The sequence below is a fragment of the Radiobacillus kanasensis genome, from assembly GCF_021049245.1.
In the GTDB taxonomy this organism is placed as follows: domain Bacteria; phylum Bacillota; class Bacilli; order Bacillales; family Amphibacillaceae; genus Radiobacillus; species Radiobacillus kanasensis.
In genome coordinates this window covers 3,504,178-3,530,152 of the sequence record NZ_CP088020.1, presented here as the reverse complement: position 1 = coordinate 3,530,152, position 25,975 = coordinate 3,504,178, and the positions used below count along the sequence as shown (strand labels likewise).

Genomic DNA, 25,975 nt, shown 5'->3' with positions numbered 1-25,975 from the left:
GGATAAAATACCATATGTGAATACCGCAATTATGTATCCGTTTTCATTAATTTTCGAGAGGAGAATGTGCATGAAGGATTCGTTTGAGAATAAGGAGGCTTTAGAAAAGTCGCGTGATGTGCAACATATGGAAGGTCGTCTGGATTCGCAAGGAATACTAAAGTTTTTAATCCCTTCACTTATCGGTATTATGCTATTTATGATTCCCTTTACCTTCCAAGACGAAATTACGATACCAGTTGCTTTACTTGCTGGTTGGGTTCAAGACACCTTTGTATCTGTCATTCCGGAATTCGTGACGATTATCATCACATTAGCTGTTGTCTTGACCGTTGTGACGAAAGTAAGCAAGCCGGAAAAAATTATGAATAATTCATTTTTAAAAGGGCTTTTTGATGTTAGCCCTGTATGGTTTTGGGCAAGAATTCTTGCGATGATCTTTGCCGTTATGACCCTTTTCCAGCTTGGACCAGAATTTATATGGTCAGATGCAACAGGGGGACTATTATTCAATGACCTTATTCCAGCACTAGTAGCAGTGTTTCTTTTTGCTGGCTTATTTTTACCGTTATTGCTTGATTTCGGACTACTAGAGTTGTTCGGTGCACTTCTTACGAAAGTAATGCGCCCTATTTTCACCTTACCTGGTCGATCCTCTATCGACTGTATGGCTTCCTGGTTGGGAGACGGTACAATTGGTGTACTTCTTACGAACAAACAATATGAGGATGGCTATTATACAAAAAGGGAAGCTGCCGTAATAGGAACGACTTTTTCTGTCGTTTCCATCACGTTTACGATTGTTGTTTTAGAGTTAATGAATCTGGAGCATATGTTTATTCAATATTACACCACCATCGTCATAGCTGGACTTGTAGCAGCTGTCATTTGTCCGCGCATTCCACCGTTATCTAGAAAAGCGGATACGTATATGGATGAATCATCTACGATGAAAAATGAAAGTATTCCAGCGAATACATCACGTCTGAAGTGGGGCTTAATGCAAGCAGTTGGAAAGGCAAAGAAAACAAACTGGAGTGCTGTAGGAAGAGGTGGCATTCAAAATGTTCTAGATATGTGGATGGGTGTTATTCCTATTGTTATGGCAATTGGAACGATTGCGCTAATTATCGCTGAGCATACACCTGTTTTTGAATGGATTGGAGCACCTTTTGTTCCAATTTTACAAGTCCTTCAAATTCCATCAGCTGTGGAAGCTGCCCCTACGATGGTTATCGGGTTTGCTGACATGTTTTTACCATCAGTTATCGGTAGTGGGATTGAAAGTCCATTGACTAGATTTGTTATTGCTTGTGTATCCGTTACGCAGTTAATCTACATGTCTGAAGTCGGCGGGTTATTACTCGGTTCAAAGCTACCAGTTAGTTTTAAAGACCTTGTTATTATTTTCCTAGAACGTACTTTAATTACGTTACCTGTCATTGTATTGATGGCTCATCTGTTCTTTTAATTCGGAGTATTTTCCTTTGACAAGGCCATGAGATGGTTGTAAGCTATATATAAGTTCATATTCCTTAAGGGGAGTAGCTTTAACAGCCTAAGTCGTCAATACAGAGCGCATGCTCTCGGCTTGGTTGGCAACCAACGAGTTGTTAGCAAGACCTTACCTTTTACGGTATAGGTATTGCTTGTAGTGAAGACCTATACCAGAGGTGGTATAGGTCTTTTTGGATTAAAATTCAATAGGAGGGGTTCTGATGAATCCAATGACGTTTCAAAGAATGCCGCAGTATATACAAAGGGAAATGGAAGCGATCAGTGAAAAGATTAGACCTTTGATGAAAAAGTCTTCTATTTATACGTCCATCTCTTTTCCATTAATCATTGTTTCGTTATTAAATGCTTTTATCATGCTTTTTACCAACGGGATAGGTAATGGATTAAACATATCATTGATCATTTTAGCACTCATGGCAGCTATTGGAATGGCTTTATCAAAAGAATCCAAAGTTCTACGCAAAGAAATACAAAAGCAAAGTAACCAACATATAGTGAAGAGAATAGAGCAGAGTGATGTCGTTCCAGAGTCCACGAAGCAAAAATTTATCCAAATGGTAAAACAACAGCCAGTATTAGGGTTTCGTACGTTTGTGACGTTTTTGGAGGAAGAAGAGAAAGTGCGGTAAAATACCGATTGGGAGTGCAATTTAGGCACTCTCCTTTTTTTGCTCATAACAAACTAAAAATTCTGAAAAATATATCGAATTTTGTCATATTATGTGGTATGATCGACCTATCAACATAGTTTGGGGGGATGGGGATGGGGATGGGTCGATTTTTATATGTAAGATCATTACGGGTTAAAATTATTGTAGTATGCCTTTTATTGTTAGCGGTTCCATCGTTGGTAATTGGGATGATAGGCTATGAAACGAGTAAAAAAGATTTAAATGAATTAGGTGAAGTCAACTTACAAAACAATGTTAAGATGGCTGTTAAATTGGCAAACAGTCTATATAATCAGGTGGAAGAAGGCGACTTGACGGAAGAGGAAGCACAGGAAAGATTAAAGGTAGCATTACTAGGAGAGCTGCAAGAAGACGGAACGAGACCAATTGACCCAGCAATTAATATTGGAGAAAATGGATATTTCTTTGTCATTGATGAAGAAGGAACATTACTGGCCCATCCAAACTCAGAAGGTTCCAATCTCTGGGGTAAGGAAGATCCGAATGGTGTTAATGTAGGGAAAGTAATCGTGGAATCAGCTCTTGAAGGGAATGGTTTCAGTTATTATGATTGGCCACTGCCGACTAATCCAGACGCCATCGAGCCGAAGGTGACTTATGCAGAGCAAGAAGAGAACTGGGGCTGGATTATTAGTGCAGGTACTTATATGGTTGACTTTAATGCAGGGGCAAACAGGTTGCTAAGCGTTATGGGAATATCGATTGGAGTTGCCCTTCTGATAGGTGCCTTGCTTGTATGGTTTATATCGGGAAGAATTACAAAACCGATTATTAACGTGTCTAATAGAATGGAAGAAATAGCGAATGGGGAGCTCCATCATGAACCATTAATTGTGAATACGAAGGATGAAACGAAAACGTTAACGGATGCATTGAATCATCTGCAATCTAATCTTCGTTCTATCATAGAAAATGTATCCGTAGCTTCTAAACAAGTAACAGAACAAAGTGAGTGGCTGACTCAGACATCCGATCAAGTGAAGGAATCAAGCAACCAGGTCGCTGCAACGATGCAAGAATTATCTTCAGGATCAGAGGCGCAGGCAACCAATGCTTCTAACTTAGCACATGTCATGGGCCAGTTTACGACTAAAGTAAGTAATGCTCATGAGAATGGACAAGCCGTATCCAGTACTTCCAGTCACGTATTGAAGATGGCAGAAGACGGTACGGAACTAATGGATCAATCTGTTGATCAAATGCAGAACATTTACGAAAAAGTAAGTGAAGCGGTTAACCGAGTAGATGATTTAAGTGGAGATACGAAAGAGATTACGAAACTAATAGAAGTGATTCAAGGTGTGGCGGAACAAACGAACTTATTAGCACTGAATGCGGCGATTGAAGCCGCTCGGGCAGGAGAGCAAGGAAAAGGATTCGCCGTAGTGGCTAATGAAGTAAGAAAATTAGCCGAACAAGTTTCCAAATCTGTAGGAGAGATTACAGATATCGTCAAGCGAATTACGAATAGCTCTGATTATGTCGTCCATTCACTTAGTAAAAGCTATGAGGAAGTAGAGGAAGGAACCGAACAAATTCAGTTAACGAGAAAAACGTTTGATCAGATTAAACACTCCGTTCTCGAAATGGTTGAAAATTCGAAAAGAATCTCTACGGATCTACAAGTTATTACATCGAATAGCAATGAAATGAGCCAAGCCATAGATAGTATAGCAGCCGTTGCAGAAGAGTCAGCAGCAGGAATCGAGCAGACCGCAGCTTCTGCCCAACAATCGAATAGCTCGGTTGAAGAAGTAACGGAAAGTGCGAAAAGATTAGATGCGTTGTCTAAAGATTTAGATAAACATATGAAGAAATTTCAATTATAGAGGCCGAAGCGCCTCTTTTTTATTTAATGAAAAATAAGTGATCTAACTCGCTATTTCTATCGTTAGCTAAGTACGAAACCTCCTTTTTTAGAAAGGCATGTGGTAGTATGAAGGTATTAACTGTAGAAAAGGAGATTGCTATGAGTGAACGGGACGTTGAGTTATATCATCTAGTGCAGCAAGGCGATAAGCAGGCACTAGAAGCATTGTATGACCGTTATGAAAAGCTATTATTTTCTTTTTCTTATCGTATGACTGGAAGCTCGGATATATCTGAAGAAGCCATCCAAGAAGTCTTTATAAAACTCTGGACCAAAAAGGGGCTTTATAAAGAAGAAAAAGGAAAATTCTCTTCCTGGTTATTGACCGTTACGAGAAATACATGTCTAGATTTATTAAAAAAGAAAAAGGAAACAACCTACACCTTAGAAGAACGAGATGCTATTCAAGCGAATGATCCGTCCACGGAAGATATCATACAATGGAAAGAAGAAGGACAGAATTTGAGAGAAGCCGTTCAAGAATTAGCAGAGGATCAAAGAAAGATTGTGGAGCTTTTTTACTTTAAGGGACTCTCGCAAAGGCAGATATCAGAGGCTTGCAATATCCCGCTGGGAACGGTGAAAGGTCGAGTCAGGCTTGCTCTCAAGCATCTAAGGAAATATATATCCAATACCACAGAAGGGGAGGTGGAGTAGATGGCTCATAAGGAAGCGGATTTGTTGATCGATTACTTCAATAATCAATTGGATGAGGTAGAAAAGAAGCGATTTGAAAAGCACTTGGAAGAGTGTGTGGAGTGCTCGGAAGAACTGGAAGAATTAAGAATGCTAACAGAAGACTTGCCATTTGACTCTGAACCTATAACCCCACCACCGTCTATGAAGGATAGAGTATTGACGAATGTATTCGACGAGGAAAAGCAAACGGGAAAACAGGATAATGAAATAAAACCTAAGGATGAAGAGACACAGCCTATGATGAAACGAACTCCAAACCGAGGAGTTATGTCACTCATTGCCGCTGCTTTAGTCGTTTCCCTGATGGGGAATATCTATGCTTTGGTAAATCAGGATAATACGGAAACGGCTGAACCGGAAGTTAGTTTAGATAAAATATTAGGTTCCGTGCAGTTAAAGGCTTCAGAAGGTATAGAAGCAGAAGCATCTGCAACGATGATTGAAAAAGAGGATGGAATGAATGTCGTTGTTCAGGCAAATCAGCTTGAACCTTTAAATGGAGACGAAGCCTATCAAGTCTGGGTGCTAGAAGAAGGCAAACCATATCGAGCGGGAACCTTTGTCCCAAATGATAATGGAGAAGGAGCAGTTTCCTATCATGTAAACTATGAAGGGGAGCACAACTGGGACACCATAGCCATAACGAAAGAACCAAACCCGACCAATAAAACCCCCAAAGGGGAAATTATTTTAAGCTCTTCTTTATAGAGGAATAGGACCGATTAAATTCGGTTCTATTTTTTTGCGTGTTGACGAAGTATAAAAATCGGTTGAACTATACTCCTGACATTTGCAGCGATGGCAAGATAAGCACTAACTAGACTTCTGTTGATAATTTTATTGAAAAGGAAAAGTTCAAGAAAAAAGATAGTGGGTGTGTAATGGAGTGGAATTCGCTAAATGCTATTCTAAGGGCTTTTAGTTACCTAGATGTTGGTATTACTAGGACAAGGAGTAACGTAATAGGGGGACTTACAGCATAATACAGGGACATTCGTTAATATTTTAAATTTTTGGGACTTTTTTAAAGCTACTATCGTCTTTAGTGTGAAGGTGGTGAGTAAAATTGGAGCAATCAATAATGGATGGTCAATCAAAAGAGGAAATTATCCAATATATTATCTCCAATTATGGTGAGGGTATTAAAAGACTAATTTTTTCCTATGTGAAAAATTATTCCGTGACGGATGACTTGTTCCAGGAATTTTTAATTAAAACTTATAAGAGTCTAGACAGCTTTAAGAATAGTGAGAAGGCATTCAAAGCATGGCTTTACAGAATTGCTATTAATAAATGCAAGGATTATTTGAAGTCCCCTTTGCACAGATTTCACCTCTTAACCGAACAATGGAATGTAATCTCGTCGAAATCAAAAACATCAGAGGAGTTATTAGTAGAAGAGGAAAGAAAACAGCAAGTTGCTCATTCCATCCTATCTCTACCGGTAAAATATAGAGAAATATTAGTTTTAAGATACTACAGAGATTTAAGCATTAAAGAAATCAGTGAGTCCTTAAAACTAAATGAATCTACTGTAAAGACACGTATCCAACGGGCAAAGGAGAAATTAAGAACAAAGTTAGGAGGAAAGAACCTTGAGTTACTTTGAACAGGAATTCAAAGACGATTTAGATAAGCATATTGGGGGCAAACCTCTAATAACCTCAGAAGATTATAATCGATTTCAGTCCTGGCTTCACGGAAGTTCAAATAAAAAGCGCGTTATAAATAATTGGATGCCAAAACTTTTAACAACATTGCTTTTAGTTGGTGCATGTATTGCGCTATTTGCATTAAATCCCTTTAAGTCATTGCAAGATAACCCTCCTATACAAGAACTTACCAGTGATTATCCAACTGATATTAAAGAGAATATCGATATGCTACCAGAAGCAATTCAGAAAAAACTAAGGGTACCAACAAGATTTGTTTCAGAACCTGAGAATAAACAACTGACCATTATGTCATATCCAGAAATGAATGATCCTAAAGCAGACCAAATTGACTTCATCCAATTTGATTACAGTTCCACTTCACCAAATTGGAGAGTAACCATACAAATATGGCCAAACGGGGCAAAAGAATCCTCAAATTCTAGTAACGAGACTGTAACTCTAGATAATGGTATAACTGCACAAGTTTCCGAAAACGATGGGTTTAACGAAATTAGCTGGAATGCAAATAATGCAACATACCTAATTCAGATTACAGATGTTGATAATAGTTATACTGTAGATGATACCGTCCAGCTTGCAAACTCTATGATTCAATAGAAAGTGGGGATTTCATGAGATTAACAACAAAAATAATATCGTTCTTATTAACAATTGTTATTTTGGTTTCTTGCTCAACGGGGAATCAAAATAGAGCAAATCACAATGAAAGTAAAATCAGTATTGAACAGGCTGAGAAAATTGCAACCGAACAATGGTCTTCTGACGTAAAAAAGTACAATAGTGAGAATAAAGAAAAAATTAATAAAGAAGATGTAGAAATTATCGCAGAGGAAACATACTACGACAATTTTACTGAAAGCTGGATCGTCAGATTTAACTTTAAAGATAATGTTAACCCGTCCGCACTAGTTAGCTATATCGCTGAATATTCAGTTAATGATAATGGAGAGATAGTAAGCACAAAGTTCATTGACGTTAATTCATAAGATGGAAACAAATAAGAGCATAGGTTATATCTTATCCATACAACCTATGCTTATTAGATTATTAGGTTATTCTAATGAATTTGCTACTTTAGCCAACTCTTCAGCAGTAAATGTTACATCATCCTTATACCAAATTAGTACGTATTGAAGTTTTCCACTTCCAACTTCTTCATATTTGCTAACCAAGCACTTCCTCTTTTATGAAAAAAATTTAAGAAAAAGTGATCCATTTAAAATCTCCTATCGTTAGCTGTATAGAAAAACAAATAACAAACAAAAAAAGGAGAGATTTTCATGGATCTTAAAAAATCATTAGTAGTCATTCCACTAAGTCTATCACTTCTAGTACCAGTGACAAACGGAGTCGTTGTACAGGCGGCAAAGGATGAAACCCCAACCGTTTCTACAGCAGCGGTGGATCTTCGAAGCGATTTAGGTCACTTACTGAGTGAGCATGCATACTTAGCCATTGAAACGATGAGAAAAGGGGCAGAAGGTGCAGAGGATTTCGATGCATCAGCAACCGCATTAAGTAAAAATACAGAGGATCTGTCAGCAGCAATTGCGTCTGTATATGGAGAAGAAGCAGGAAACTCTTTTAAAGAAATGTGGAGTTCTCACATTGGTTATTTCGTAGATTATGTAAAAGGGACAGCAAACAAAGACGAGGAAGCAAAACAAGCAGCATTAGATGAACTAGCACAATATCGTCAGGATTTCTCTAAATTTTTAGAGACTGCGACAGGAGAAAGATTAGAAGCTGGTTCTCTTGCAGAAGGTCTACAAATGCACGTGAATCAATTGATCGGAGCATTTGATAGTTATGTAGCGGGTGATTACGAGAAAGCTTATGAATATGAAAGGGAAGCAATTAGCCATATGCATATGGTAGCGAAAGGACTTTCAGCAGCAATCGTGGATCAATTCCCTGACAAGTTCAACAATACGAAGGCTGTAACGCCAGCAGGTGACTTAAGAGCTCAATTAAACTATTTGTTGTCGGAGCATGCTGGTTTAGCTGTCATGGCGATGCAAAATGGAATAGATGGTTCCGATGACTTTGATGCATCCGCAATGGCACTTTCCAATAATACAGAAGACCTTTCAAATGCGATAGCTTCTGTTTACGGTGAAGAAGCTGGTCAACAATTTAAAGAAATGTGGTCCAATCACGTTGGATTTTTCGTGGATTATGTAACAGCGACAGCAGAAGAGGATGAAGCTGCCAAAGAAGAAGCTTTAAATAAGTTAAATCAATATCGTCAAGATTTTTCTAAATTTATCGAAACAGCTACGGAAGGGGAAGTCCCTGCTAGTGCGTTAGCAGAAGGTTTGCAGATGCACGTAGATCAATTGATTAGTGCATTTGATAGCTATGCAGCTGGCGACTATACAGCAGCCTATGAATCTCTTCGTATGGCCTATGAGCATATGTATGGTTCTGCAGAAGCACTATCTGGTGGAATTGTAGCGCAGTTCCCAGACAAATTCGCCATGGAAATGCCTTCCGATATGCCGAATACGGGTATGGGTGGAACAGCGGACCAAGGCATGAATTGGACTTGGGTTATGCTAGCAACTGTCCTATTTCTATCTGCAGGTGGTTATGTATTATCTCGCAGGACAGCGAAGCAATAACGGAGTTAGAGAGGGGCACTGCCCTTCTCTTCATCCTTATATACTAGATTCCCCTTGCTAAGGATGTATGGATAAAGGTATGAAGGAGATACAAACATGAGATTAGTCTTATATGTTTTATTGCTCGTTCTGTTAGGAGCTTGCTCACAGAGCGCTCAACCTAATCAACAAAATAATGAGTCTGCTAATAAAGAAATAAAAGAAGAGGTTCAAGCTACGAGTCTTGAAAAACAGCAATCATATAAAAATGTTGATACAGATATTCCAATTATTAAACAAGAACAATTAGGAATTATCCCGTCTTCTATTTCCATTCCGGCAATTGATGTTGAGGCCAAAGTCCATGAAGTAGGACTACTAGAAAATGGCCAGATGGGAGTACCCGAAGATTTTACGTCTACTGGTTGGTATGAACCAGGAACCATGCCGGGTGATCAAGGGAGTGCTGTTATTGCAGGACATGTGGATGACAAGAGTGGTCCCGCTGTATTTTTCTATTTAAAGGAATTAGAAGCAGGTAATCAGGTAATCATTACAGGTGCAAAAGGGGAAAAGCTTACGTTTGAAGTGGTTGGAAAGGAAGTTTTCCCTCAGAATGATGCCCCGGTAGAAGATATCTTTGGATATACATCTAGACGAATGTTAAATTTGATAACTTGCACGGGTCCATTTGATCGTTCGAAGGGTGGACATATTGAGAGACTCGTCGTCTATACAGAACTAAAAGAACAAGCATAAGCTTTTTCCTATTGAGGAAGCTTATGCTTTTGTTCTATCTCTACTCTATTACACATATAATAGCACAACGAAAAAAAGAGAGATGTATAGGTGTGAGAAAACATGTTGAAGCCATTCAAAGATATGATCATAGGATCTGTTGCAGCTACTGCCTTAGCGATAGGCTTGGTTGTTTTTTTCGTTTTTCCTAATCAACAATCCTCTGTTTTATACTCGCCATTAGTGGCCAAGCTTACCCAACACGATACTACTACTAATTTAATTATGTTTGGCCTTAGTGCTGAAGTTCCATTTTTGCAAGAATATTTAGAATCCATCGATGTAGAAATGCCAACATCGGTCAAGACACTGAAGCTTTTAACAGGGTTTGCCCCGAGGGATTTTACGAGCCTGTTAGAAATGGCCTCTTCTCAATGGTACATGAAATCACAATTTCAAACGGCAAGTGGAGGACCAGTGGAATCTCCTCCACCTGATTTTGAGGAACTAGCTCAAGAGGATACGGGTCAAACGGAGGAGTCAGAGCCAACCAATACGGATGCAAGTGTCTTTATTTATCACAGTCATAGCTGGGAAGCTTATCTCCCATTATTGGAGGATGCGACCAAGCCGAGTGAAGCATCCAGTACAAATAATAAGACAAATGTGGTGTTTGCAGGGAATCTCTTAAAAGAAGCCTTAGAAACGAAAGGGATGGAAGTTCAGCATGACACAACGAATGTGACAAAGCTGTTAGTAGAGAACAATTGGGATTACTATGACTCTTATAAACTATCTAGACAAACGATTCGATCCGTAACAGCCAAAAACGAAAAAATAGAATATATGATTGACATCCATAGGGATGCTGCTAGAAAAGATACCACAACGGCAAAAATAGATGGAAAAAACTATGCGAAAGTATATTTTATCGTTGGAACGGAACATGAGACCTATAAACAAAACCTGAATTTTACAGAAACATTAAATAAAAAACTTAAAGAAAAGTACCCAGGAATTAGTAGAGGTGTCTTTAAAAAGGACTATTCAGAAGGAGACGGAATCTATAATCAAGATCTTTCGAAGCATTCTATTCTTATTGAAATGGGTGGAGTGGATAATACAAAGGAAGAGCTTCAACATACAGCAAGTGCGATTGCAGAGGTTCTAAATTCCTATATGCAACAGGCAGAAAAAGTTACAAACGAAGAAGAATAACCTTGTTGATGCCCAGTTACAGGCTTCCTTTATAGAGTTAGACAGAGTTTTTTATAAAAGTATTGGAGGATACATCCGGAAATTCCGATGGATACAAATGTGAATTTCTCCATCGAAGGAACGGGTGTGTTATGGATTAAGTAAGGAAGTCAAATGAAAGAGGAATCGTAAACTTAATATTAAGTTTACGATTCCTTTGTGGTATACGTTGGAAAATGAAAGTGTTGGCATTATAATAGATTCGTCTAACCTAAAAGAAGGATTGATTAGGAATGCCATTATACATACAAGTAAAAGAAGCCCTTGAAGAAGATATAAAAACAGGACAGCTTCGTATAGGGGATAAACTACCAGCTGAAATCATATTAGCTAAACGGTTTCAAGTGAGTCGGGAAACTGTTAGGTCTGCAATCCGGCTATTAGAGGAGGAGGGCAAAGTACATGTACGCCATGGGGCTGGCACATTTCTTGTGAATCCAATTCCTCGTACACCTAGTAGTTTAGAAAACTTGATGAGTGTGACCTCTATGATAAAATATGCTGGTTTAGAGGATGGTGAACGACGAGAAAAACTGCGAGTAGAGGCTCCTATCTTGGAATGGTCCTCTCTTCTTGAAATGGATGATGGTCAAGAGGTAATTGTTCATGAACGAGTACGAACAGCTAATGGAGAGCCTGTTGCTTTTTCTAAGAACATCCTGCCAAGGCAATTGGTAGGGGAAGCAATCATTGAACAAGGTTCGATTGGATCCTTATTTAAGTACCTAAAGGAGCAATGCAACATTGATATATATAGGGCTACCTCCGAGATTGTAGTCCCGCTTCACACAGACCCGCATTCCCAAAAATTACTAATACACCCGGAAACGACGGTATTGTTACTCAAACAGCTTCACTATGATCGTAAAAATCAGCCTGTCTTGTATTCTTTTGATTATTTTCGAAATGATGTCTTTAAATTTTCGATTAACAGAGCAAAGATAGACGGATAAAGATCTATTTCTTTTCTACACTCTTGTAGTAAAAGAGATGGATCTTTTTGTTTTGGCCAAACTTTACAAACTATACATGATTCTATAACTCTACCTTAACAATTAGGTGATATGGTTGAAATGAATAAGAGGTATAGACGTCTTTGGTGTAAATATCATTAATAGCTTCTTAGTTTCGATTAAATTTTGAAATAGGTCTATACAACTTTGTTAAATTATCTAATATGGTATGAGGTGAGGTGTAATATTGTGGTACTTTAGATCACTTGGAAAACGGAAGGTGCTGGAGTTTATCGGATTAGCAATTTTTTTAATATTCTTTTTTGGACCGCTTCTAAACTTGCTGCTATTAGCATTTTCAGGTGAGTGGCAATACCCAGATGTCCTGCCGGGAGTTTGGTCGCTAGAGTGGTGGTCCTTTGTTCTGCAGGATGATTCCATATTGAGATCGATGTGGCTCTCGTTTGTAATCGCAACGATTGTTACTCTGATTTCTTTAATTATTTGTATTCCTGCTGCCTATGCCTTCGCAAGAATACAATTTCCACTCAGAAGATTCTTTTTATTTTCATTTTTATTAACAAATGCCTTCCCGAAAATGGGGTTATATGTGGCGATTGCGGTGTTGTTTTATCAGTTGAACTTAATGAATACTTTTACCGGTATTATATTAATTCACATTATTAATACCCTCATGTTTATGACCTGGATACCATCTGCTGCATTTGAAAATGTTCATCAATCTCAAGAGGAAGCAGCACGCGATGCAGGTGCATCACCTTTAAGAGTATTTTGGCATATTACCTTACCGATGGCGAAACCAGGGATAATTGTGGCATCTGTTTTCACGTTTTTATCTTCGTTAGATGAGGCGGAAGGAACTTTCCTAGTAGGGATACCAGATTATCAAACAATGCCGGTGATTATGTACTCCATCATTGCGGATTATCCAAGTACAGCTGGAGCGGTTTTCTCTGTAATTTTAACGTTGCCAACCATCATTCTTTTACTTGCAGCTAGAAAATTCGTCGGTGCGGATTCCTTTGCAAATGGATTGAGAATGAAATAAAAGTAGAAAGGAGTAAGAGTATTGTCCATACAATTATCCATTCAAAACCTCTCCAAGATCTATCCAACAGGAGAAGGTGTAAGAGACATAACCGTGGAGGTAGAAAGAGGAGAGTTAGTTACACTATTAGGGCCTTCTGGCTGTGGGAAGACAACAGTCCTTCGTAGTGTAGGAGGATTCATTGAACCAAGTGGTGGTTCAATCCAAATTGGGGGACGTGAGGTAAGCCAGCTTCCCCCAGAGAAACGACCTAGTGCGATGGTTTTCCAAAGCTATAATTTGTGGCCACACATGACCGTATTTGATAATTTGGCGTTTAGTCTGAAATTGAAAAAAATAAAGAAAAAAGAGCTTACTAAAAAAGTATCTTGGGCATTAGGGCTAGTACATCTTTTAGGGATGGAGAAGAAATATCCAAGTGAATTATCAGGAGGACAGCAACAGCGAATTGCATTGGCTAGGGCCTTACTCCTAGAGCCGGAAGTATTACTACTTGATGAACCATTCTCTGCCCTTGATGCTAAGTTGCGTCATGAACTAAGAGAAGAATTGCGTGAGATTCAGGCAAAGCAAAATCTAACGATGCTTTTTGTAACCCATGATCAAGAAGAAGCCTTATCTATATCGGATAGAATTGTCGTTATGAACAAAGGTCATATTGAGCAAATTGCAAAACCGCAAGATATATACAACCAACCAGCTTCCTTATTTGTTGCACAGTTTATTGGAAGAATGAATTTTTTAAAAGGAATTGCAGAAGCGGATAAGATTACAGTTGGTCCTATGGAGTTCCTTAACTTTCATCAATACACAGGAGAAATAACAATAGGAGTTCGACCAGAAGACGTTATCTTAACGGAAGGACAAGGGCTGGAGGCTAAGGTCGAAAAGATCATGATGCTCGGCCATTACGCAGAAATAACCTTACATACAATCATCGGCCGTTTGAAAATGTTTGTGGATCGGGGGGATATGAATAAATTTCAAGTAAAAAACACGATAAAGGTTCAGTTTTCCACGATACAAGCATTTAATCATCAAAACGAAAAATATGATAGGAGGAATCAAGTAATATGAAAATCTTTAAAGGCTTGAAAAAAGTAGCTGTAGGAACAGTTGCGGGGGTTACGGCACTTTCACTAGTTGCCTGTGCAAATGATACGGAAACTGCAACGGCATCGAATGTTACAAAAATTTCTCTTTATAGCACAGGATCTCAAAACGTAGAGGCGTTTTGGGAAAAGGTAATCCCAATGTTTGAAGAGGAGCACAAAGAGATTGATGTTGAATTAGTATTTGTGCCTTCAGGAACAGGTGGCCAATCTACAATGGACAGAATTGTAGCAGCTGAAAAATCAGGAGAAGATTCTGAGGTAGATATTTATGAAGGTTCATTAGCTGACATTATCCGCAGCGAAGAAGAAGGTGGATTATTCTATTCATTAGATAAAGAAAACATTCCAAACCTAGAAAATGTGCAAGAGGACAATTTGAATGGAACGAACAAATTAGCAATTCCATATCGTGCATCATCTGTTGTTCTTGCCTATAATTCTGAAACGGTGAGTGATGTTCCAGATACTGCGGATGAAATGTATCAATGGATTAAAGACAAACCTGGTAGATTTGCTTACAATGATCCAAGTACTGGAGGTTCAGGTAGTTCGTTTGTCTTAACAACCGTTTATAACCAACTGCCGGCTGATGCGATGAATAGTCAAGATGAAAGCATTATGGAAGATTGGGACAAGGGATTTGATATTTTAAAAGATTTAGCCCCATCCCTATATAAAGAAGGAGTGTATCCGAAGAAAAACCAAGGAACACTAGATTTACTAGCTAATGGGGAAGTAGATATGATTCCAGCTTGGTCAGATATGGCTTTAGAACAAATGAACAAAGGGTTACTTCCAGACACGATTAAACTAAAACAAATCGACCCAGCATTCACAGGTGGTCCGGCATACCTTATGTCTGTCGATAACGGTGATAAGGATAGAAAAGAAGCGGCAGAAGACTTCTTGGATTATGTGTTAACGGTCGATGTTCAAGAAGTGGTCATTGATCAAATGTATGGCTATCCGGGTATTAAGTGGGAGCTTCTCTCTGAAGAAGATCAAGAAAGATTTAAAGATGTAAGCGGTGGTTACCGTATTTTTAATGGCGGGGAGCTAGGAAGCAAGCTTACAGAGGAATGGCAAAAAGAGGTTGCTACTCAATGAGTAAGAAAGTAAAGACAAGGTTGTTAGGATTAGGGCTCGTTATGCCCTCTTTCCTAACACTACTTGTTCTTGTCATCTATCCAGTTTCCATTTCCATTCGTGAAAGCTTTCAGGATGAAAATAACGCTTTTAGCTTATCGAACTACATATATATATTTACGGAACCATTAATATTACAGAACATGAGACACACCATATTTGTAACAATTATATCGTGCCTCTTTGTATTGACCATTGCTTATTTAATAGCCATCTATTTACGTTTTAGTAAAAGTATCATCTCGAAATGGATTAACAAGCTTTATTTCATTCCTATGTTTATTCCAGGAGTGATTGCGGTTTATGGGTTTATAAATTTCTACCGTGATAATGGTTGGGTGGCCCGAATTGTGGGAGAGGGAAACTTGCCATCTATTATTTACGATGTGAAAGGTTTAGTACTTATCAATATTTGGTTTAACATCCCTTTCACAACTATGTTACTCGTAGCTGCACTAGAATCTATTCCGAATTCGATTATTGAAAGTGCTAGAGATGCAGGAGCAAGAAAGCTACAAATCTTTACGAAATTTATCTTCCCACTCTCTTATCGAACGATGCTGGTGGCGATTACCTTTTTATTTATGGGAATGGTAGGAAGCTTTACTGCTCCATTTTTAATCGATCGAAATGCCCCGCAAATGCTCGGTGTTTCGATGCAACAGCATTTTTCCGTTTTTAATGAAATCGGTCAATCTAGTAGCTTAGCGGTATTTATGTTTGTTCTATGTTCCTTTGTCGGGTATTTTTATATTCGGAGCAACATGAATCATTCTAAAAAAGATAGTTTTTGATAGGAGGCTACGATGGAATCTTATATTTTAAATCAATCGCTATGTAATGATAAGCCTAGCAATCTGAGTATAAAGATTAACGAACAAGGATATTATGCACTGGAATTAGTAGCCTCAGCACCTACTTCATGGAAGGAAGTAAATCATGAGTCTCTGATGGTAAGAGTCTATGTGAACGGAGCTCACCATCAAGATATTATATTGTTTTATGGAAAACAGCATTTTTCCTATCGCCGTTTCTTAGGTGAATTAGAACCTGGAAATTACCAATTATCTTTTGAATACTTTTCTCCACGAAGTGCGATGGAAGATGCTGCTTGGTTGGATGAAGTAAGGGTTGAGAAACTTACCTTTAATGAGAACGAACAACTGGCGTATAAATACTCACCAAAGCTTTATGGACGCTCCGTGTACAGTGATTATGACAATCTTTATACCGATACCCCGCTAGAGATGATTTATTTCATAGAAGATTGGGATAAAGGGAAGTTCATTGAATATCAAATGGTGTTTAGTCATGAGGACGAAGGAACACCAGCTCAATTTTTAATGGCTAAATGGGGCCGTTTGTTGGATATCGAGTATATGGTTCGGGTTTATTTAAATGCGTTAAATGAAGTGGATCATGTTATGTATCAAGGTCCTCATCACGTAAATACTCTCTATCAGAAGGAATTACTAGATGGACGTCGTCCCATTCTTCAAACGGCTACCTGCAATGGAAACTTTTCAGATGAGATTACAAGTGACTATTCCTTTTTCTTTCTACCAAGCTATGAGTGGAAAAAAGAGAAGGAGCCTCGTGAGGTCGTGATGGAAAGATTTCCATATGTAAATGATGTAATGGATTGGGAAGCACAGCGCCAACTAACGCCTCCTAATCCAGACTATAATCAGGTGCTCGATCTAGAAAATTATCTCTTTATACAGTCATCTATTTGGGATGTAAACTTGGGTCAACCTACCATTGATTTTATTTGTAAGCTTGAAGGGGAGGAAACAATCTATTCAAGCTCATTCGATGGATTGCAGTTTGGTTCTTTCTGGGCAGCTTACACAGGACCTTATCATCATTTCGGAACAGCTATTCCTTTACCAATCGGGAAAAAATATGAGGATGTGGAAAAGATAGAAGTACGATTAATTAATGATAACGTAACATCTGTTACAGTCAAAAATGTAAAAATACTTTCCTATCATCGATTATTAGGGCTTCAAACACATCTGAACGAGCAATTTATCCAGGAATTAAATCAAAACCTTAAAGAGAAAACGGTTTGGAAAAAAGAACGGGTGTAATGACATGAAAACCTTGTTGGAAACACGGGTGGAAGTAACACAAGAAAGTATGCAATCTCATATAAGCTACAAGTTTTATGTACCAGAGAACGTAGAAGATATTGTCATCGACTTTTCCTTTCATCCATCCCATTTGCAGGATGCTGAATTAGCAGCACAAATTGCAGAGCAGTCATTACGCTATTATGGTTTAGAGGATGAAGATCGAATAGAAGAACAAGTGAATGAATACTTACCGATTAAAAATTTGTTGACACTTTCCATCGATGATCCGGATGGATTCCGAGGCGCAAGGCATAGTCACCTATCTACACAGAAGATGACCATAGGTGAAAAAAATTCGTCGCCTGGTGTGTTAAACAAAATGAACCAATCTGGTTTGTGGATCTTTACAATTAGTGTGCACGCCATCGTGTCAGAAACGTGTTCTATGTCATTAAAAGTATCAGCTACTGGTATAGAACAGCATGTCCAGAAACTTGTATCGATTCCATGGCAAAAACGGCCATTAAAAAGAAAGTTTCCATTTAAAATACGGGAAAATGAACCTTTTGATTCTAAACATCGAACAGATTGTCGTTGGGTACCTTCTGAATTACATAGTCATACCTATCATAGTGATGGGCTTCAGACCGTAAAAGAGATGGTGGGAAAAGCGGAAGAAATGGGTATAGAGGTAGTCGCTATTACAGATCATAATACAGTAAGTCCCTTGCAAGAAATGGAACATGTTAAATTACAGACACCTATTAAGCTTCTTTATGGATTAGAGTGGACGACTTTTTACGGCCATGTTTTAACCATTGGTTACAAGCAGCTACAGTACACCGATTGGCGGTGTATCGGACCGAAAGACATCCAAAAAGGGATTTCGAACATTCATAGCCATGGTGCTATTGCAGGAATTGCTCATCCTTTCCGAATTGGGAACCCCATTGGTACAGGTTGTCATTGGGAATTTGATATAGAGCATATCGATGACTTTGATTTTATAGAGGTATGGAATTCTGAACGCCCTGGCACCTTGATACATAATCAAAAGGCATTTGCTTTTTGGACAGATCTTTTGAATCAAGGCTATGACCTCCCAGCAACAGCGGGAAGAGACTGGCATCATAATGTAACAGAGGAGCTCTTACTTGCAAAAACGTTTGTTCAGATGCCAACCCATTTGTCTAAAGAAAAAGATGAATACCGCTTCGTTTTCCTTGAATCAATTCGCCGAGGAGCGATGACCATTTCCTATGGCAATCCGCTGTTATTGGAGGCGCAAATTAATCAGAAGACTTTTACGATTGGAGATAGAGTGTCTGAAGATGGAACGATTCATTTAAAGGCAATAGTCGAGGAGTGGCATGGGATAGAAAACAGAGCATCTGTACGCCTATACTCAAACCTAGGGTTACTGAAGGAAGAGCAAGGCGTGACACTCGTTTATGACTGCAAAGATAAGCTAAGGTGGGTAAGAGCTGAGTTGTATGCAGATTTAGATAAGGGAATAGAGTTAATTGCCTTTACCAATCCAATCTATTTTACTCCTTAATATAGAAATAGACCTATTCGATAATTCCCCCATTTTCGGATGGGTCTTTTTATTCGGAGTTTCCACGACAGTGTGTCTTTCCAAAGAATATGTTAAAGTAAGGACATGTTTGTAGAAGGGATTGTTCCAATTGGGAAAAACAGTAGTGCTAGCAGAAAAGCCCTCTGTGGCTAGAGATATTGCACGTGTATTGAAATGTACGAAAAATGGAAATGGGTTCATCGAAGGCTCTAAATATATCGTTACTTGGGCGCTCGGGCACCTCGTAACCTTGGCAGACCCAGAAGTTTATGATGATAAATATAAAACGTGGAAGCTAGAAGATTTACCGATGCTTCCAAATAAACTGAAGCTCGTAGTAATCAAACAATCTGGAAAACAGTTTAACACCGTGAAATCACAATTAAACCGTAATGATGTTTCCGACGTTGTCATTGCTACAGATGCTGGAAGAGAAGGAGAGCTTGTGGCGAGATGGATTTTAGAGAAAGCTCGTATCCATAAGCCGGTAAAGCGTCTTTGGATTTCTTCCGTTACCGATAAAGCCATTTCTCAAGGCTTCAACCAGTTGAAGAATGCGAAACAATATGAAAACTTATATGCTTCAGCCGTAGCGCGATCAGAAGCTGACTGGTATGTGGGGCTTAACGCTACTCGCGCACTGACCACAAAATACAATGCCCAGCTATCAAGTGGTCGTGTACAAACCCCTACTCTTCAAATGATTGCTTCTCGAGAAGCGGAGATTAAAGAATTTAAACCACAATCTTATTACGGATTAGAAGCCAAAACGAAAAGCTTTAGCTTGACTTGGCATGACCAAAAGAACAACAATAGTCGCAGCTTTCAAAAGGACCGAATAGATAAGCTATTTTCTCAGTTAAAAGGGAAGGAAGCAAAGATAGCGGATATTTCCAAATCGCAAAAGAAAAAGTTTGCACCGGGTCTATATGACCTAACGGATTTACAGCGTGATGCAAACCGCATCTTTGGCTTTTCGGGAAAACAAACCTTATCAATCATGCAAAAGCTTTATGAACAGCACAAAGTCCTTACTTATCCGAGAACCGATTCTCGATACATCTCATCCGATATCGTGCCAACCTTAGCAGATCGGTTGAAAGGCTGCGGTGTGGACGAGTATGCTTCTGCTGCATCAAGGATATTGAGAAATGGCATTAAAACAAATAAATCGTTTGTGGATGATAAAAAAGTATCAGATCACCATGCGATTATACCAACGGAAGAAAATGTATCTCTATATGACTTGGATGACAAGGAACGAAAGATCTATGATCTTGTCGTGAAACGATTTTTAGCTGTTTTATCTCCACCATTTGAATATGAACAAACAACAATCACCGTTCAAATAGGGGAAGAAACATTTACGGCAAAAGGGAAGAACGTTCAAAAGCAAGGCTGGAAAGAAGTCTATCAAAACCGTTATCAAGACGAAGAAACGGATGACAAAGATCAGCTGTTACCAAGCTTACAGGTTGGCCAAACGTTAGCTAACATTTCCTTACACATAACAAAAGGAGAAACAAAGCCACCAGAAAGGTTTACAGAAGGTACCTTACTTCAAGCGATGGAAAACCCAACGAAGTACATGGAATCAGATAGAAAAGACCTTGCCAAAACATTGCACAAAACGGGTGGACTTGGAACGGTAGCAACAAGGGCAGACATTATTGAAAAATTATTTAATAGCTTCTACATGGAGAAGAAAGGGAAGTACTTATATACCACTTCCAAGGGGAGACAGCTTTTAGAGTTAGTCCCTGCAGACTTAAAGTCACCTGAGCTAACAGCAGAATGGGAAACGAAGCTAGAAGCGATTGCTTCCGGAAAGCTGCAAAAGGACAGCTTTATCAAAGAAATGAAGGATTATGCGAAGACAGTAGTCCAAGAGATCAAAGCAAGTGAGGACAAGTTCAAGCATGATAATATTACTGGAACGAAATGTCCGGAATGTGGAAAGCTTATGTTAGAGATAAATGGGCGTAAAGGTCGCATGCTCGTTTGTCAGGATAGAAGTTGTGGCAAGAAAAAGAATATTGCTAAGAAAACAAATGCACGTTGTCCAAACTGTCACAAGCGATTGGAGTTGCGTGGTGAAGGAGAAGGGCAAACCTTTACATGTAGCTGTGGTCACCGTGAAAAGCTATCAAGCTTTAACAAGCGCAGACAGAAAGAGAAAAATAGCAAAGTTTCCAAGAAAGATGTGCAAAAATATATGAAGAAACAGAACGATGAGTTTACAAACCCAGCATTGGCAGAAGCTTTAGCAAAACTGAAGAAGAAATAAAAAGAGACGGGGCGGGAGTGTCCCGTCTCTTTACTTCATTACATCATCCTTTGCTACAATCCGAATCGAAATAAGTAAGGCTATTCCAATAACGATAAATGTTACCTATGTGAGCAGGCGCTCCTGTTTTTTATACAAGTGGACTCTATAGGCTATGTACCTTTGTTCGATTAATTAAAAGTACATTTATATGAATGAAAAGAAAGCATAAAACTGTTGATTTTAGAAATATACTCAGACTAGGCTCATTAATTTTTGCAGAAGAACTAGTGAAGGGAAAGGACAAAGTTTGTACAGCTAAAAAGGGGGACTAAAAAATCCGGCCCGAAGTCGCGGACCGGATTGATCAATGGTGTAGTGCGTGGTTAATGGATTGTTTCAGAATATCTATTACATGTTCATCATCATGTGAATAAAATAACGTCGTTCCAGACCTTCTATACTTAACCAAACGAAGGTTTTTTAAAAAACGAAGTTGATGAGATACGGTTGATTGGCGAAGGTTTAAGGTATCTGCTATTTCGTTTACGGAGTACTCCTTATGAAATAATAAGTGAAGAATTCGGATTCGTGTAGGATCACTTAAGGCTTTAAAGGATTGCGAAACGACAAACAAGGTTTCTTCATCCAGCTCTTCATATTCTTTGTCTTTGTTTTCCTCAGGTACGTTCTCCATGTTTTTCACCTCTATAAATACACTCTATATAAAAAATCGTATAGAATAACGGTAACCTTGTCAATTTTTGTTCACCAAATGGGAATAGCTATGGGTGTAAAGTACGCGTTCTCTTTGTTTTCATAAAAATTTCACTTGCTAATAGTAACATATATGATAATATAATCATATAGTGATATACATAAAGGAGGAGTAACAGATGGGACATGATCACGGCCATGACCATACACATGGTGCCAATAAGAAAGCTTTATTCATCAGCTTCATCTTAATAGCAGGCTTTATGATAGTGGAGGCAATCGGAGGCTTTATCACCAACAGCCTTGCATTGTTATCGGACGCTGGACATATGCTTAGTGACGCTGTTGCGCTAGGTGTGGGACTTGTTGCTTTTATCATTGGGGAAAAAGCAGCAGACTATAGTAAGACGTATGGATATAAGCGATTTGAAATCTTAGCAGCCTTGTTTAATGGGATTACCCTTGCGTTCATTTCTTTCTATATTTTTTATGAAGCATACCACCGTTTTCAAGATCCACCTGAGGTTGCTTCTACCGGAATGCTTATTATCGCAATCATTGGACTTCTAATAAATATCCTTGTTGCATGGATATTAATGCGCGGTGACACGGAGGAAAACCTAAATGTAAGAGCAGCTTTCCTTCATGTGCTCGGAGATATGCTCGGGTCGGTCGGAGCAATCGTTGCAGCTGTTTTAATTATGGCGTTTGGTTGGGGCTGGGCAGACCCTGTAGCAAGTGTCATCGTAGCTTTTTTAGTCTTGGTTAGCGGATGGCGTGTAACGAAGGATTCTCTGCACGTGTTGATGGAAGGAACTCCGAAAAATGTGAACCTGGATGATGTTGTAGAAACATTAAAGAGCGTGCCTGGTTTAACAAGTATCCATGATTTACACGTTTGGAGTATTACGAGCGGTCAAAATGCATTATCCTGTCACGCTGTAGTCAGGGAAAATATATCTTTGAAACAAAGCCAAGACATGTTACGAGATATAGAGCATCGCTTGCAGCATAAAGGAATCGGTCATGTGACGATTCAATTAGAAAATGAGGAACACCCACATGAAGACACGATTATGTGTCAAATGGAGGAACAAGAAGGGCATGATCATCATCATGGACATAGTCATTAAAAAAGCTTGAGGAGTCATTTCCTCAAGCTTTTTTCTATCGTATCATAATCCAATTTTAGAAAGCTTTTTGTCTACAGAGCCTCTAGCTTTCAGTGCCTCTTCATAAATGTTGCGATTTTCCACAATCGTTACACCACTTAGATTTGTGGCTGTTGTATCCTTTAAAACAGGTGTCGGAGTATTTAGCCATAATAATTTTGTATCTAACGCTTCAATATCAGAGAAGGATAACACATCCAGTCCCGTGTTAGGGATATAAACGATGTCAACTTCTTCATTTATGGTCGCTAGACTAGGGTGCGCTGGCACACCAAACAGCTGATCTGAATTTGATCCGACAGGAATAATTCGAAATCCAAATTGCTGTAACTTGGCTGCTTCTTGGTAAGCCTCGTTGTTTTCATCTTCGGACAATCCAACAACAGCAATTGCCTTTTGTCTAGGTTGGCCAGAAGAACGGTCATAGGAGGATTGAAGGGCCCAGTTTATACCCTGATCCGTAGTCGCTTCGATCGTCTCTTCCTGACCGGTTGCTTTGGTAATCGCTTGGTCAAGATCCCCGATAATGTCCTCAGGTGCTTCAAGTCCAATGGAAAGTCTCACTAGTTCCTCGGTCACGCCGCTTTCCTTTAAGCTATCTTCATTTAATTGTTGATGCGTCGTGGATGCTGGGTGGATAATCAGTGATTTCGCATCGCCAACATTGGCTACGTGAGAGAAAAGCTTTATGGAATCAATGAGTTTTCTTCCTGCGTCTCGACCACCTTTAATTCCGAATATTACGATGGAACCGTAGTGGCCACTCAAATATTTTTGAGCTAAATCATGTGATGGATGATCCTCTAATCCTGGATAAGTCACCCATTCCACCGCAGGATGAGTAGTTAAGTAATCCACAACCTTTTGAGCATTCTCATTATGTTGTTTAACTCGTAGATTCAACGTTTCTAGCCCTTGTAAAAACAAGAATGCATTTTGTGGACTTAAACATGCTCCGATATCTCTTAGCAACTGCACTCTTAATTTGATGGAGAAAGCTGCCGGGCCAATATCCTGTGCATAACGTAATCCATTGTAGCTTTCGTCTGGTTCCGTGAACTCTGGGAATCGCGGGTTATTCCAGTCGAAGCGGCCACCGTCCACGACTACTCCACCGATCGTTGTGCCGTGTCCACCAATCCATTTCGTAGCAGAGTGAACGACAATATCCGCTCCCCACGACAAAGGCTTGGAAAGATAAGGAGTTGCGAACGTATTATCGACAATAAGTGGAACACCGTGTTCATGTGCAATTGCTGCAACCTTTTCCACATCTAAAATGTTTAAGCTTGGGTTTGTGATAATTTCCCCAAAGATGGCTTTTGTTTTATCTGTTATGGCAGTTCGGTAATTTTCTGGATTTGAACCATCTACGAATTTTACGGTAATGCCATACTTCGGTAATGTTTTTTGAAATAAGTTGTAGGTCCCTCCATACAAATTACTATCCGCAACAATTTCATCCCCGGAATTCGCGATATTTAAAATGGATAAGGTAATCGCAGCTGCGCCTGAGGAAGTGGCGACAGCACCTATTCCGTCTTCAAGAAGTGCCATTCGTTTTTCAAAAGCATCCACAGTTGGATTCATAATTCTTGAGTAAATATTGCCTGGCTCTGCTAGTGCAAATAGATTTTGAGCATGCTCCGTGTCTCGGAATACATAAGAAGTAGTTTGATAGATAGGTACCGCTCTAGACCCAGTTGATGGGTCAGGCTCTTGACCTCCGTGAAGTAAAAGTGTTTCGATTCCTTGTTGCGAAAATGATTTAACCATACATGTTCCTCCTAATTTTTATATTCTAGGAATAAGTAAATGGCAGCCACAAGGTACATGAAGGAAGGGAGGGAAAAGAAAGGAAATAAAAACGCCCTCTTCCTAAGAAGAGGACGGTATCAACGTTTTCCTCCTCTTATCTGTCAGATCACGGACCTGTAGGAATTGGCACCTTTTCAAAATTGCTTGATGGTTGCCGGGCTTCATCGGGCCTAGTCCCTCCGCCGCTCTGGATAAGAGATATTCGATTTAGACTAACTTGTAATGGATTATAATCCACTTATTGGAAGGAGTCAACCCTAAATGCTAAAAAAAATATAAGACTTTAGTTTTAATGTTTTTTAACAAAAAGTCTTATTGATAAATATGAGATTAAAGGTATGATAGATGTATAATCTAGAATCATCCCAGAAGAATTCAAGGGGTTGGAAGGGGTTTGACCAAGATTAAAAAGATATATTTGCTTTTTACAGATACAGGAACATTACTAAATAAAACAATTAACCTCTGTACGAGATCCAGTTTAAACCACTGTTCCATCGCCTTTGATAAGGGTCTAACAGAGCTTTATAGCTTTGGAAGAAAAAGTCCTAGAAATCCGTTTAACGGTGGCTTTGTACGGGAAAATGTGGGGGTGGAGCTCTTTCAAAGAGCGACTTGTGCGGTCTATAGCTACTCCGTAACAGATCAGGAACTTTTTATTATGAAACGTAGAATTCAGCTTATGGAATCTATGCAACAATACTATCGGTACAACCTACTAGGTTTATTTACTGTCATCATGAATAGAGAGTGGAATCGTGAAAACAAGTATTTCTGTTCGCAATTTGTGGCTACACTGCTTAAAGAAAGTGGAGTCATCGAAATAGAAAAGCCCGTTTGTCTCGTACGTCCTCAAGACTTAATTCAGCTTCATCAGCTAGAATTACTGTATAGAGGAAAATTAAGTGATTATCCATACCTATTAGAAACCCAGCCAAATCCTATGGTTGGAACCTTCAATCGAGCATTAGGTTAATAGCTTGGTGAAAATCAAGCTATATTATTTTTA

Annotated in this window: 23 protein-coding genes and 1 riboswitch; of the genes, 21 read left to right on the top strand and 2 right to left on the bottom strand. The window is 39.0% G+C overall.

Features of this window, described 5'->3' with window-relative positions; genetic code table 11:
* The first annotated feature begins 127 nt into the window (after positions 1-127).
* From KO561_RS18020 to KO561_RS17930, 19 genes are all read left to right on the top strand, one after another.
* Positions 128-1,471, top strand: a complete 1,344-nt coding sequence (locus tag KO561_RS18020) for a YjiH family protein (protein ID WP_231097245.1) — start codon at positions 128-130, stop codon at positions 1,469-1,471.
* Between the two features lie 247 nt (positions 1,472-1,718).
* On the top strand, positions 1,719-2,147 hold the full coding sequence (locus KO561_RS18015; protein WP_231094702.1) for a DUF5392 family protein: 429 nt from the start codon (positions 1,719-1,721) through the stop codon (positions 2,145-2,147).
* 134 nt (positions 2,148-2,281) lie between these two features.
* A complete protein-coding gene (locus KO561_RS18010; RefSeq protein ID WP_231094701.1) occupies positions 2,282-4,039 on the top strand; it encodes a methyl-accepting chemotaxis protein in 1,758 nt (585 codons plus the stop codon).
* 140 nt (positions 4,040-4,179) lie between these two features.
* Positions 4,180-4,737: an RNA polymerase sigma factor gene (locus KO561_RS18005; RefSeq protein WP_231094700.1), complete on the top strand. Its 558-nt coding sequence runs from the start codon at positions 4,180-4,182 to the stop codon at positions 4,735-4,737.
* On the top strand, positions 4,738-5,487 hold the full coding sequence (locus KO561_RS18000; RefSeq protein ID WP_231094699.1) for an anti-sigma factor: 750 nt from the start codon (positions 4,738-4,740) through the stop codon (positions 5,485-5,487). It abuts the gene before it with no gap.
* A 358-nt stretch (positions 5,488-5,845) separates the two neighbouring features.
* Positions 5,846-6,388, top strand: a complete 543-nt coding sequence (locus KO561_RS17995; RefSeq protein ID WP_231094698.1) for a sigma-70 family RNA polymerase sigma factor — start codon at positions 5,846-5,848, stop codon at positions 6,386-6,388.
* Positions 6,375-7,052, top strand: coding sequence for a hypothetical protein (locus KO561_RS17990; RefSeq protein ID WP_231094697.1), 678 nt, complete (start codon positions 6,375-6,377; stop codon positions 7,050-7,052). Before KO561_RS17995 ends, KO561_RS17990 begins: the two co-directional genes overlap by 14 nt.
* Positions 7,053-7,066: 14 nt before the next feature.
* Complete coding sequence (locus KO561_RS17985; protein WP_231094696.1) at positions 7,067-7,441, top strand: hypothetical protein; 375 nt, start codon at positions 7,067-7,069, stop codon at positions 7,439-7,441.
* A 294-nt stretch (positions 7,442-7,735) separates the two neighbouring features.
* Entirely contained in the window at positions 7,736-9,079 is a 1,344-nt protein-coding gene (locus KO561_RS17980) for a copper amine oxidase (protein ID WP_231094695.1), read from the top strand.
* 96 nt (positions 9,080-9,175) lie between these two features.
* Positions 9,176-9,817 (top strand): class F sortase, encoded by a 642-nt coding sequence (locus tag KO561_RS17975; RefSeq protein WP_231094694.1) that lies wholly within the window; start codon positions 9,176-9,178, stop codon positions 9,815-9,817.
* A gap of 102 nt (positions 9,818-9,919) precedes the next feature.
* Positions 9,920-11,014 carry a stage II sporulation protein P gene (gene spoIIP, locus KO561_RS17970; RefSeq protein WP_231094693.1) on the top strand — a complete coding sequence of 365 codons (1,095 nt, stop codon included), beginning with the start codon at positions 9,920-9,922 and terminating at the stop codon, positions 11,012-11,014.
* Between the two features lie 272 nt (positions 11,015-11,286).
* Positions 11,287-12,006 (top strand): GntR family transcriptional regulator, encoded by a 720-nt coding sequence (locus tag KO561_RS17965; RefSeq protein WP_231094692.1) that lies wholly within the window; start codon positions 11,287-11,289, stop codon positions 12,004-12,006.
* Between the two features lie 244 nt (positions 12,007-12,250).
* Positions 12,251-13,075 carry an ABC transporter permease gene (locus tag KO561_RS17960; RefSeq protein ID WP_231097244.1) on the top strand — a complete coding sequence of 275 codons (825 nt, stop codon included), beginning with the start codon at positions 12,251-12,253 and terminating at the stop codon, positions 13,073-13,075.
* Between the two features lie 21 nt (positions 13,076-13,096).
* Entirely contained in the window at positions 13,097-14,152 is a 1,056-nt protein-coding gene (locus KO561_RS17955; RefSeq protein WP_231094691.1) for an ABC transporter ATP-binding protein, read from the top strand.
* The gene (locus tag KO561_RS17950) at positions 14,149-15,297 is read left to right on the top strand and encodes an extracellular solute-binding protein (protein WP_231094690.1); all 1,149 of its coding nucleotides are present in this window, start codon (positions 14,149-14,151) and stop codon (positions 15,295-15,297) included. The genes KO561_RS17955 and KO561_RS17950 overlap by 4 nt, the downstream gene beginning before the upstream one ends.
* Complete coding sequence (locus tag KO561_RS17945) at positions 15,294-16,130, top strand: ABC transporter permease (protein WP_231094689.1); 837 nt, start codon at positions 15,294-15,296, stop codon at positions 16,128-16,130. Before KO561_RS17950 ends, KO561_RS17945 begins: the two co-directional genes overlap by 4 nt.
* 12 nt (positions 16,131-16,142) lie before the next feature.
* Positions 16,143-17,429 carry a hypothetical protein gene (locus KO561_RS17940; protein WP_231094688.1) on the top strand — a complete coding sequence of 429 codons (1,287 nt, stop codon included), beginning with the start codon at positions 16,143-16,145 and terminating at the stop codon, positions 17,427-17,429.
* Between the two features lie 4 nt (positions 17,430-17,433).
* Positions 17,434-18,972 carry a CehA/McbA family metallohydrolase gene (locus tag KO561_RS17935; protein ID WP_231094687.1) on the top strand — a complete coding sequence of 513 codons (1,539 nt, stop codon included), beginning with the start codon at positions 17,434-17,436 and terminating at the stop codon, positions 18,970-18,972.
* Positions 18,973-19,102: 130 nt separating this feature from the next.
* Positions 19,103-21,280: a DNA topoisomerase III gene (locus tag KO561_RS17930; RefSeq protein ID WP_231094686.1), complete on the top strand. Its 2,178-nt coding sequence runs from the start codon at positions 19,103-19,105 to the stop codon at positions 21,278-21,280.
* Between the two features lie 346 nt (positions 21,281-21,626).
* Here KO561_RS17930 and KO561_RS17925 read toward each other — a convergent pair whose 3' ends face one another.
* Positions 21,627-21,956 (bottom strand): ArsR/SmtB family transcription factor, encoded by a 330-nt coding sequence (locus KO561_RS17925; protein ID WP_231094685.1) that lies wholly within the window; start codon positions 21,954-21,956, stop codon positions 21,627-21,629.
* Positions 21,957-22,155: 199 nt separating this feature from the next.
* Here KO561_RS17925 and KO561_RS17920 point away from each other — a divergent pair, with 199 nt between their 5' ends.
* On the top strand, positions 22,156-23,109 hold the full coding sequence (locus KO561_RS17920; protein WP_231094684.1) for a cation diffusion facilitator family transporter: 954 nt from the start codon (positions 22,156-22,158) through the stop codon (positions 23,107-23,109).
* 42 nt (positions 23,110-23,151) lie between these two features.
* On the opposite strand, the gene KO561_RS17915 is transcribed toward KO561_RS17920, so the two are convergent.
* Complete coding sequence (locus tag KO561_RS17915) at positions 23,152-24,924, bottom strand: aminotransferase class V-fold PLP-dependent enzyme (RefSeq protein WP_231094683.1); 1,773 nt, start codon at positions 24,922-24,924, stop codon at positions 23,152-23,154.
* Positions 24,925-25,057: 133 nt separating this feature from the next.
* A riboswitch (SAM riboswitch) is annotated at positions 25,058-25,164 on the bottom strand.
* 196 nt (positions 25,165-25,360) lie between these two features.
* On the opposite strand from KO561_RS17915, the gene KO561_RS17910 reads away from it, so the two are divergent.
* Positions 25,361-25,942 (top strand): hypothetical protein, encoded by a 582-nt coding sequence (locus tag KO561_RS17910; protein ID WP_231094682.1) that lies wholly within the window; start codon positions 25,361-25,363, stop codon positions 25,940-25,942.
* The last annotated feature ends 33 nt before the right edge of the window (positions 25,943-25,975 follow it).

What these genes read in the sequence shown, in the direction of transcription:
- KO561_RS18020 (WP_231097245.1), top strand. Translation starts at nt 128, where the DNA reads ATGGAAGGTCGTCTGGATTCGCAAGGAATACTAAAGTTTTTAATCCCT.
- KO561_RS17925 (WP_231094685.1), bottom strand. Translation starts at nt 21,956, where the DNA reads ATGGAGAACGTACCTGAGGAAAACAAAGACAAAGAATATGAAGAGCTG.
- KO561_RS18000 (WP_231094699.1), top strand. Translation starts at nt 4,738, where the DNA reads ATGGCTCATAAGGAAGCGGATTTGTTGATCGATTACTTCAATAATCAA.
- KO561_RS17945 (WP_231094689.1), top strand. Translation starts at nt 15,294, where the DNA reads ATGAGTAAGAAAGTAAAGACAAGGTTGTTAGGATTAGGGCTCGTTATG.
- KO561_RS17980 (WP_231094695.1), top strand. Translation starts at nt 7,736, where the DNA reads ATGGATCTTAAAAAATCATTAGTAGTCATTCCACTAAGTCTATCACTT.
- KO561_RS17975 (WP_231094694.1), top strand. Translation starts at nt 9,176, where the DNA reads ATGAGATTAGTCTTATATGTTTTATTGCTCGTTCTGTTAGGAGCTTGC.
- KO561_RS18005 (WP_231094700.1), top strand. Translation starts at nt 4,180, where the DNA reads ATGAGTGAACGGGACGTTGAGTTATATCATCTAGTGCAGCAAGGCGAT.
- KO561_RS17940 (WP_231094688.1), top strand. Translation starts at nt 16,143, where the DNA reads ATGGAATCTTATATTTTAAATCAATCGCTATGTAATGATAAGCCTAGC.
- KO561_RS17920 (WP_231094684.1), top strand. Translation starts at nt 22,156, where the DNA reads ATGGGACATGATCACGGCCATGACCATACACATGGTGCCAATAAGAAA.
- KO561_RS17935 (WP_231094687.1), top strand. Translation starts at nt 17,434, where the DNA reads ATGAAAACCTTGTTGGAAACACGGGTGGAAGTAACACAAGAAAGTATG.
- KO561_RS18010 (WP_231094701.1), top strand. Translation starts at nt 2,282, where the DNA reads ATGGGGATGGGTCGATTTTTATATGTAAGATCATTACGGGTTAAAATT.
- KO561_RS17915 (WP_231094683.1), bottom strand. Translation starts at nt 24,924, where the DNA reads ATGGTTAAATCATTTTCGCAACAAGGAATCGAAACACTTTTACTTCAC.
- KO561_RS18015 (WP_231094702.1), top strand. Translation starts at nt 1,719, where the DNA reads ATGAATCCAATGACGTTTCAAAGAATGCCGCAGTATATACAAAGGGAA.
- KO561_RS17985 (WP_231094696.1), top strand. Translation starts at nt 7,067, where the DNA reads ATGAGATTAACAACAAAAATAATATCGTTCTTATTAACAATTGTTATT.
- KO561_RS17965 (WP_231094692.1), top strand. Translation starts at nt 11,287, where the DNA reads ATGCCATTATACATACAAGTAAAAGAAGCCCTTGAAGAAGATATAAAA.
- spoIIP (WP_231094693.1), top strand. Translation starts at nt 9,920, where the DNA reads ATGTTGAAGCCATTCAAAGATATGATCATAGGATCTGTTGCAGCTACT.
- KO561_RS17950 (WP_231094690.1), top strand. Translation starts at nt 14,149, where the DNA reads ATGAAAATCTTTAAAGGCTTGAAAAAAGTAGCTGTAGGAACAGTTGCG.